The 8242-nt window shown below is 64.9% G+C and carries 7 protein-coding genes; 5 read left to right on the top strand and 2 right to left on the bottom strand.

Features of this window, described 5'->3' with window-relative positions; translation table 11 throughout:
- Window positions 1-274 precede the first annotated feature (274 nt).
- The 3 genes from H582_RS32500 (at window position 275) to tyrS (ending at window position 3833) form a co-directional block, all read left to right on the top strand.
- Window positions 275-1330 (top strand): GNAT family N-acetyltransferase, encoded by a 1056-nt coding sequence (locus tag H582_RS32500; RefSeq protein ID WP_052333549.1) that lies wholly within the window; start codon window positions 275-277, stop codon window positions 1328-1330.
- 77 nt (window positions 1331-1407) lie between these two features.
- A complete protein-coding gene (locus H582_RS0122280) occupies window positions 1408-2163 on the top strand; it encodes a class I SAM-dependent methyltransferase (RefSeq protein WP_028600305.1) in 756 nt (251 codons plus the stop codon).
- 380 nt (window positions 2164-2543) lie between these two features.
- A complete protein-coding gene (gene tyrS / locus H582_RS0122285; RefSeq protein ID WP_028600306.1) occupies window positions 2544-3833 on the top strand; it encodes a tyrosine--tRNA ligase in 1290 nt (429 codons plus the stop codon).
- Window positions 3834-3892: 59 nt separating this feature from the next.
- On the opposite strand, the gene H582_RS0122290 is transcribed toward tyrS, so the two are convergent.
- Both H582_RS0122290 and H582_RS0122295 read right to left on the bottom strand, forming a co-directional pair.
- Complete coding sequence (locus tag H582_RS0122290) at window positions 3893-4225, bottom strand: hypothetical protein (protein WP_028600307.1); 333 nt, start codon at window positions 4223-4225, stop codon at window positions 3893-3895.
- Window positions 4222-4701: a DinB family protein gene (locus H582_RS0122295; RefSeq protein ID WP_028600308.1), complete on the bottom strand. Its 480-nt coding sequence runs from the start codon at window positions 4699-4701 to the stop codon at window positions 4222-4224. Before H582_RS0122295 ends, H582_RS0122290 begins: the two co-directional genes overlap by 4 nt.
- 171 nt (window positions 4702-4872) lie before the next feature.
- Here H582_RS0122295 and H582_RS29090 point away from each other — a divergent pair, with 171 nt between their 5' ends.
- Window positions 4873-5967, top strand: coding sequence for a LacI family DNA-binding transcriptional regulator (locus H582_RS29090; protein ID WP_084137540.1), 1095 nt, complete (start codon window positions 4873-4875; stop codon window positions 5965-5967).
- A gap of 722 nt (window positions 5968-6689) precedes the next feature.
- A complete protein-coding gene (locus H582_RS0122305; protein ID WP_028600309.1) occupies window positions 6690-7982 on the top strand; it encodes a glycoside hydrolase 5 family protein in 1293 nt (430 codons plus the stop codon).
- Window positions 7983-8242 lie beyond the last annotated feature (260 nt).

Here is an 8242-nt window from a genome sequence, read left to right on the forward strand (position 1 = left end):
AAGAGGCGGCTAGGCGAGGAAAAACTGCGCGTAGCACGCGAGTACGGATGGCAAGCGGCGGCTACGCGAGGAAAAACTGCGCGTAGCACGCGAGTCGGGGAGCGGGACAGCCGACTCGAGCAGGAACGTTCCATCATGAAACAGGGAGAAGCCAGGATATCCTTGCCGCGTTGGATGGCCGGGCAAGAACGGCTATACCCGGATCGGGCCTGTCCTTTCGGCGCCGCGCTTGTTAGGCTGGAGGAAACGCTTCAAGACGGGAGTACGATATCGCATGACGCTCATCATCGAACCTTGCGGCCTCGACCGCAAGCCGATTCTCATGAACCTGTACCCGCTCTATCTCCATGATCTGGCGGGCATCCGCGGCGTGCGGCCGAACCGGCACGGCGTCTTCGAGGAGGAAGACGACATTCGGACGCTGCAGGAGCAGCAGGCGGAGTTCGCCATCTGGTGGGAAAAAGAGGGGCTGCTGTTCCCTTACCTCATCGTCGAGGACGGCTTGCCGGCGGGCTTCGCGCTCGTCGCTTCGGGCCCGTACGCGGTCGACGGCAGCGAGTTCACGCTGCAGGAATTTTTCCTGCTGCGGCCTTACCGGGGACAAGGCCGTGCCGAACGGGCCGCCTGCGAAGTGTTCCGCCGCCATCCGGGCCGCTGGGCGCTGTTCACGACGGCGTCGGAGCGCAACGCGGGAGCGGTCTCGTTCTGGCGCAGGACGCTGCTCGGCGCGGCCGGAGACGGCGGTTATGAGGAGACGGACGAGGACATGGAGTACTACGGCTTCGGCAAGCTGTTCCGCTTCCGCAGCGGCGAGGCGCTCAGCCGCGCATCGGCGCCGCCCGCCGCCCGCGCCGCCGATGCCGCCCGGCGCGCCGGCTCGCCGCCGGCCTCCGGCTTCGCCGTGCGCCCGGCCGTCCCGGCCGATCTCGACGCGCTGGCGGAGCTTGACGCGCTCGTCGTCGGCCACGGCGGCCGCCGGGAAGCGCTCGCCGCCTACGCGGCGGCCGGCTGCTGCCTCGTCGCCGAGCGGGAGGGCCGGCTGTCCGGCTGCGCCGCCTGGGACCGCAGCTTTTTCGGACGGCCGTTCCTGCAGCTGCTGATCGTGCATCCCGGCGAGCGGCGCGCCGGCATCGGCCGCCGGCTGCTGCAGAGCTGGCTGGAGCGCGGCCCCGGCGAGCGCGCCTTCACCTCGACGAACCGCTCCAACGAGCCGATGCGGGCGCTGCTGGAGGCGGCGGGCTTCGAGCCGAGCGGCATCGTCGACCATCTGGACGTGGGCGATCCGGAGCTCATTTTCAGCAGGATGGTTGCCTCGGACGATCCGGTCTGATACGGTAAGGGATGCACAAGCTTCCGCCGATGGGGCTGCAAGCACGCCCCAAGGAAGCGGGATCGGGAGGAATGGACATGGACAGCAAGGAACGCTTCTCCAGCCGAGTGGAGGACTACGTCAAGTTCCGGCCGGGGTATCCGGCGGAGGCGATCGACGCCATCCTGGAGCAGGGAGGACTGGCGCCGGAGTCGGCGGTGGCCGACATCGGGGCGGGCACGGGCATTTTTTCGGGCCTCCTGATGGAAAGGGGACTGCGCGTCATGGCGATCGAGCCGAACGCCGACATGGCCCGCGCGGCTTGGGCGGCGCATGGCCCGAACGAGCTGTTCGGCATCATGCTGGCGCCGGCGGAGGATACGGGGCTGGCGAGCGAGTCGCTCGACGCGATCGTCTGCGCGCAGTCGTTCCACTGGTTCGACCAGCAGGCGGCCAAGGCGGAGTTCGCGCGCATCCTGCGGCCGGGCAAGCGCGTCTTTCTCGTATGGAATTCGCGGCTGACGTCCGGCACGCCGTTCCTCGAGCGCTACGAGGCGCTGCTGCACGAGCACGGCACCGACTACGCCCGCGTCAACCATCGCAACATCTCGCCGGAGCAGCTGCAGGCGTTTTTCCGCGAAGGCACGATGACGCGCCGCGCGTTCCCGAACCGCCAGCGGTTCGACTACGAGGGCGTCAAAGGGCGGCTGCTCTCCTCGTCCTACGCGCCGCAAGCCGGCGATCCGCGGCATGAGCCGATGCTGGCGGAGCTGCGCCGCATCTTCGACGAGACGCAGCAGGACGGGACGGTCGACTTCGACTATGAGACCGAGGTGTTCAGCGGCGAGGTCTAGGGCGGCGCGGCAGCGGATTGACAAGCGCCGCGCCATTCGCTAAAGTGAGAGCGAACAAGCATAGAAGCGTGGAAGGGAAGCAGTAGCGGAGCGAATCTGCGGATCAGAGAGCCGGCGGTTGGTGCGAGCCGGAGCGACAGCCGCCCGCGAATTACATCCTGGAGCTTGCGCGTCCGAACCTGCCCCCGGGCAGAAGGGCGCGGACGGCAGCCGGCCGTTATCCGGCAGAGCGGAGCCCCGCTCCGGGCTTGCCTTCTGAGGCAGCCTGCGCCGCGGCTCAACTCAGGGTGGTACCGCGATGACTCGTCCCTGTCTTTGGACAGGGAGGGGTCTTTTCTTTTTCCACCTTTCCACGAACGACCATAATGGAGGGATACGAGATGACAACGCACCAAGCGGCCGTGAACGCGGCGCTGCTCGAAGATCTGGAGTACAGGGGCCTGGTCTACCAGGTCACGAACCGCGAGGAGCTGGAAAAAGCGCTGGCGGAAGGGCCGATCACGCTGTACTGCGGCTTCGACCCGACGGCCGACAGCCTGCACATCGGCAGCCTGCTGCCGATCCTGATGCTGCGCCGCTTCCAGCTGGCGGGCCACAACTCGATCGCGCTCGTCGGCGGCGGCACCGGCCTGATCGGCGATCCGAGCGGCCGCTCCACGGAGCGCTCGCTCAACACGGACGAGACGGTCGCCGGCTGGACGCAGGCGCTCGGCAAGCAGCTGTCGCGCTTCCTCGACTTCGAGACGCCGAGCAATCCGGCCCGCCTCGTCAGCAACTACGACTGGCTGGCGCCGCTCGACATCATTACGTTCCTGCGCGACATCGGCAAGAACTTCACCGTCAACTACATGCTAGCCAAGGACTCGGTCGACTCGCGGCTGGCCAACGGCATCTCGTTCACGGAGTTCAGCTACATGATCCTGCAGGCGTACGACTTCTACAAGCTGAACCAGGACCACGGCGTGCGGCTGCAGCTCGGCGGCAGCGACCAGTGGGGCAACATCACGGCGGGCCTTGACCTGATCGGCAAGACCGGCGGCAGCGGGGCGTACGGCATCACGATGCCGCTCGTGACCAAGAGCGACGGCAAGAAGTTCGGCAAGTCCGAGTCCGGCGCGATCTGGCTCGACCGCTCCAAGACGAGCGCGTACGCGTTCTACCAGTTCTGGATCAACACCGACGACGCGGACGTCATCCGCTTCCTCAAGTACTTCACGTTCCTGACGCGCGAGGAGATCGCGAGCTTCGAGGCGCTCGTCGCCTCGCAGCCGGAGAAGCGCGAGGCGCAGCGCGAGCTCGCCCGCCAGGTGACGCGCATCGTGCACGGCGAGCAGGCGGTGGAGAGCGCAGAGAAGATCACGGCCGCGCTGTTCTCCGGCGACGTCACGCAGCTGAGCGAGGACGAGCTCGTCGAGGCGCTGTCGGACATGCCGACGACCGTGCTCGCGGACGCCGAGTCGACCGGCCTGATCGACCTGCTCGTCGAGACGAAGGCCGCTCCGTCGCGCCGCCAGGCCAAGCAGGACATCGAGAGCGGAGCGGTAGCCGTGAACGGCGTCAAGCAGACGGGCATCGACACGGCGCTGACGGCGGAGCATCGCCTGCATGGCCGCTACCTCGTGCTGCGCCGCGGCAAGAAGAACTACTACCTCGTGAAGTTCGGATCGTAGCCGGACAAAAGCGGGATGAAGCCGAGCAGCGCTCGGCCTCGTCCCGCTTTTTTTTCGGTTCATTCCGTCGTCCGGACGACGATTTCCTTGGCCAGCTTGAAGTCTTCCTCGACGATCTCGGCGTTCTCCTGGACAAGAAGGGACTTGAAGCGCCGGAACAGATCGCCTATTTCCGGCTCCTCGTCGATGAGGCGGATCGCTTCGGCGTAGCTTTCTTCGGAGTCATACGTCGTGATTTCGATCCATCTCGTCTCGTCTTCCATGCTGTTCAAAAAGAGCGTGCGGAACGAAGCATGCCGGCCATAAACCTCGGCGGCTTGGCGCTGAAGGTCGAGGTACTCGTCCCGCTTTTGTTTTTGGACATGGTAGGCATGCAGCTTGACGTACTTCATCGGATCGGAATCAGGCCCTTGCCGATGAGGTTGGCCGACACCGGCTTCAGCCCGAGCTCCCGCGCCCAGATGGACAACTGCCCGATATGGTGGATCTCATGGGCCAGCACATGCCGCATGACCTCGCCCCAGGCGTGCTGCTCGACGTGTCCGTCGGAGGCGACGTCCTCCATCGGGCGCGTCTCCATGGAGTCGTCCCAGCCGAGGATGAACGGCTCGATGTCGGACCGGTATTGACGGTCCAGCTCCCTCACCTCGGCGAGCGTGGCGAGCCACGGAACCGGCTCGGAGGCGAAGTCGGCTTCCCGGAGCTGCTGGATCCAGCTCCATTCCACGTCGAGGATGTGCTGAAGCGTCTTGAGGATGCTCCCCATGCCGCCGATCCTTTCCCGAACAAGCTCCTCCTCCGGCAGCTGGGCGCACCATTCGTACCATTGGTCGCGAACGATCCAGTTGTACTTGAACCATACCTGCATGGCGATTCCTCCTTGAGCGGCATTCTTTGCCTGCCTCTATCGTAAAGGAAGAAGAGGGAGATGAGAAGCTCGTCCTGCCGCATAAAGAATTGAAAAAAGTTGAAAAAAGACTTTCCAGACGTTATGCTGAAAGGAGCAAATTCTTGCTCCGATGCCGAAGGGATGGGCTTCATGAAAAAAGTAACGCTGCAAATGATCGCCGATAAATTGAACGTCTCCAAAGCGCTTGTATCCAAGGCGCTGTCCGGGGACAGCGCCGTGAACGAGGTGACGCGCGAGATCATCTGGAAAACCGCCGAGGAGGAGGGCTACCGGATCAAGGGCCGCAAGCCGGGCTCGGCTCCGGGCACGGGCAATCTGGCCGTGCTCATGCCGCGGGCTTATCTGGACGATCCCGAGTACTGGGGCAAGATCATCAAGGGCATTGACGCCGAGCTGGCCAAGCAGGGCTACAGCATGCTGCTGTCGAGCATCGACGTGACGATGAAGGTGAAGGACGGCATGCCCCTCGGCATCACCGAGCGCAAGGTGGACGGCGTCGTCGTGCTCGGCCAGCTGCCGGAAGCCTACACCGACCAGCTGACGAAGCGCAAGCTGCCGTTCGTGCTCGTCGATCCGGACGCTCAGCATCCCGACCTGGATCTGGTCATGGCCAACAACTATCTCGGCGCGAGCCAGGCCGCTCAGCTGCTGCTGCGCGAAGGCCACCGCCGCCTGGCGTTTGTCGGCGACGCCCATACGACGTGGAGCTTCTCCGAGCGCCGCCGCGGGTTCGAGGACGCCATCGCCGCGCACAACCGCAAGCGTCCCAAGGATGCGGCGGAGCTGGCGGTCGTCGGGGGGATGGGCGTAAGCGGCAGCGGCATGTACACCAAGCCGGAGTTCGCGGCTTCGCTGGAGCGGGAGCTGCGGGCGGAGCGCCCGGTCACGGCGATGTTCTGCGCCAACGACCTGATCGCCTTCGACGCGCTCAAAGTGCTGCAGCCGCTCGGGCTGGAGTGCCCGGCCGACGTCTCGCTCGTCGGCTTCGACGATCTGACGCTGGCGGAGCTGAACCAGCCGGGCTTGACGACGGTCAAGGTGCCCAAGGAAGAGATGGGCTCGCGCGCGGTGCAGATCGTGCTCGGCCGCATCGCCGAGCCGGAGAAGCTGCCGGAGCTGGTCATGCTGTCGACGGCGCTGGTGAAGCGGGCCTCGACCGTTCCGGCGGCAGGCGCCGGGGGCGGAGACACGGAGGCGGAGAGCGCGGCTACGGCCGGAGCTTGAAGGGTTGCCGGCGGGGGGAGGCGAAGCAAGGGCGAGAATGCCCTTGGCGGAGCGCCGCCTGCGGCGGAGCCGCAAAGCAAGGGCGCGAATGCCCTTGGCGGAGCGCCGACTGCGGCGGAGCCGTGAAGCAAGGGCGAGAATGCCCTTGGCGGAGCGCCGTTCGCGGCAATGCCGGGCCGCCACCAAACCAGCTTCTTTTCCTCCCACAACCAGCAGCAGGCTGCCCGCGCCCCGTTGCCGTTTTCTCCAGCCTCCCCAGCAGGATGCATTCCATCAAGCCTCGTCAAAATGGCTAACGAACCTCAGAAGCGCTATTTCGTTCAAAACGCCTCGACAAAAAGGCTAACGAACCTCAAAAGCGCTATTTGGCTTAACAAGCGGCTGAATCGACGAAAAACTCCCCCATAGCGATTCGCTGTATCGTTAGAAGCTCCAACCCCCCTCTTTTCAACCCAATAGCGTCTCTCCGTTTCGTTAGCGCAGCTGGTCCCTCACCGCCCCATTGCCCTTAGCGCCGACTTTCTCCCCCGTCTCACGGAAAGGAGCTGCCCCAATCAGCCAACCGTACGAGGGACTCCTTGGAGCCGCTTCTTTTCCTCTCGAAAAATTCAACTAATGAAACTTAACTATAATAAGTTAAAATAAGTTGAAATCATGATCCGCAAATGCTATTCTTGTCATGGCAACACTATGAAACCAAGGACGTAAGGCGGGGATCGATCATGAGGAGCAACGGGTTTGTTGCCCGCACAGGCAGCCGGCTGGAGCTGAACGGCGAGCCGTTCCGGTTCGCGGGACCGAATGTCTACTGGCTCGGGCTCGACGAGAATGTCGAGGGAGTGGCTTGGCCGACGGAGTTCCGCGTCCGCGACGCGCTGGACACGGCGCTGGAGATGGGGGCGACCGTCGTTCGCTCGCATACGCTTGGCGCGTCTCAAGGGCATCCGCTTTCGATCATGCCGGAGCCGGATCGCTTCAACGAAGAGGCGCTGCGCCGGGTGGACTTCGCGGTCCGCGAGGCGGCGGCGCGAGGACTGCGGCTGATCGTGCCGTTCGTCTGCAACTGGTCCTACTACCACGGCGGACGCTCCACCTTCGCGGGCTGGAGAGGACTGGAGGATCCGCGGGCCTTTTATTCCGATCCGGAGATCAAGGAAGTGTTCAAGCGCTACATCGCCATGCTGCTCACTCGGGTGAATGCGCTTACAGGAGTGGCGTACCGCGACGATCCGACGATTCTGGCGTGGGAGCTCGGCAACGAGCTGAACGATGCGCCGGCGGAGTGGGTCAAGGAAATGGCCGCTTACATCAAAAGCCTCGACGGCAACCATCTCGTCGCGCACGGCAAGCAGTTCGAGCTGGACCGCGACAAGCTCGGCATCGAGGAGCTGGACATCCTCGACGTTCACTATTATCCCGCGAACGCGGAGGCTCTGGCGCGCGACGCGGCGGAGACGGCAGCCGCCGGCAAGGTATATATCTGCGGCGAATTCGGCTGGACGGAGGACGGGCTGGAGGCGTTTCTGGAGCGGGCGGAAGCAGACGGCAGCGTCTCCGGCACGCTGTTCTGGTCGCTGTTTCCCCATGCGGATGACGCCGGCTATGTTCCCCACTACGACGGCTTCTCCCTGCACTATCCCGGTACGGGCGTAAGCGGGGACTATGAGCGGCGCTGTCTCGAGCTGCGCAGCCATGCCTTTCGGATGAGCGGACGCGAAGTGTCCTCGTGCCTGGTGCCGGATGCGCCGACGGTCTCCTCGGCGGCCGAGCGCGTCGTCTTTCGCGGCGTCGTCGGAGCGGCTCGCTACACGGTTGAAAAGAGCACGCGCGGAGCGGCCGGACCGTGGACGGCCGTCTTCGACGCCCGACCGGCGGACCACGACATGCCATGGCAGGACCCGACCCGCGCTCACGGGACGAGGACCTGGTACCGCGTGCAGGCGATCGCGCCCGACGGCGCGGCCGGACCGTGGTCGGAGCCGTTCGAGTCGGAGCCGTTCACGCCAGTCAGCTGAGCCGTCTACGCCGCGCGCAGATGCGATTGTGGCGTGAAGCCGCCTCGTCGAAGGAGCGTGGCGGCGACATTGGGCGGGGCATGCGCAATTGACCTTGGCCTGGCTGCAGCTCGCGAGAGGTGCAGATGGCGCGAAAAAGCTGTCCCTGGAGCCAGGCAATGGACTCCATGGGACAGCTTTTTTGATGTCGGGCCTGGTCGGGCCTGGTTGGGCCTGGTCGGCGGAACCAAGGCAGAAAAGTGCCTTGGATTTAATTTTTC

It is taken from the genome of Paenibacillus pasadenensis DSM 19293 (genome assembly GCF_000422485.1).
In the GTDB taxonomy this organism is placed as follows: Bacteria; Bacillota; Bacilli; order Paenibacillales; family Paenibacillaceae; genus Paenibacillus_O; species Paenibacillus_O pasadenensis.

Coding starts and splice junctions, on each gene's coding strand:
- H582_RS0122305 (WP_028600309.1), top strand. CDS start 6,690: ATGAGGAGCAACGGGTTTGTTGCCCGCACAGGCAGCCGGCTGGAGCTG.
- H582_RS29090 (WP_084137540.1), top strand. CDS start 4,873: ATGAAAAAAGTAACGCTGCAAATGATCGCCGATAAATTGAACGTCTCC.
- H582_RS0122290 (WP_028600307.1), bottom strand. CDS start 4,225: ATGAAGTACGTCAAGCTGCATGCCTACCATGTCCAAAAACAAAAGCGG.
- tyrS (WP_028600306.1), top strand. CDS start 2,544: ATGACAACGCACCAAGCGGCCGTGAACGCGGCGCTGCTCGAAGATCTG.
- H582_RS32500 (WP_052333549.1), top strand. CDS start 275: ATGACGCTCATCATCGAACCTTGCGGCCTCGACCGCAAGCCGATTCTC.
- H582_RS0122280 (WP_028600305.1), top strand. CDS start 1,408: ATGGACAGCAAGGAACGCTTCTCCAGCCGAGTGGAGGACTACGTCAAG.
- H582_RS0122295 (WP_028600308.1), bottom strand. CDS start 4,701: ATGCAGGTATGGTTCAAGTACAACTGGATCGTTCGCGACCAATGGTAC.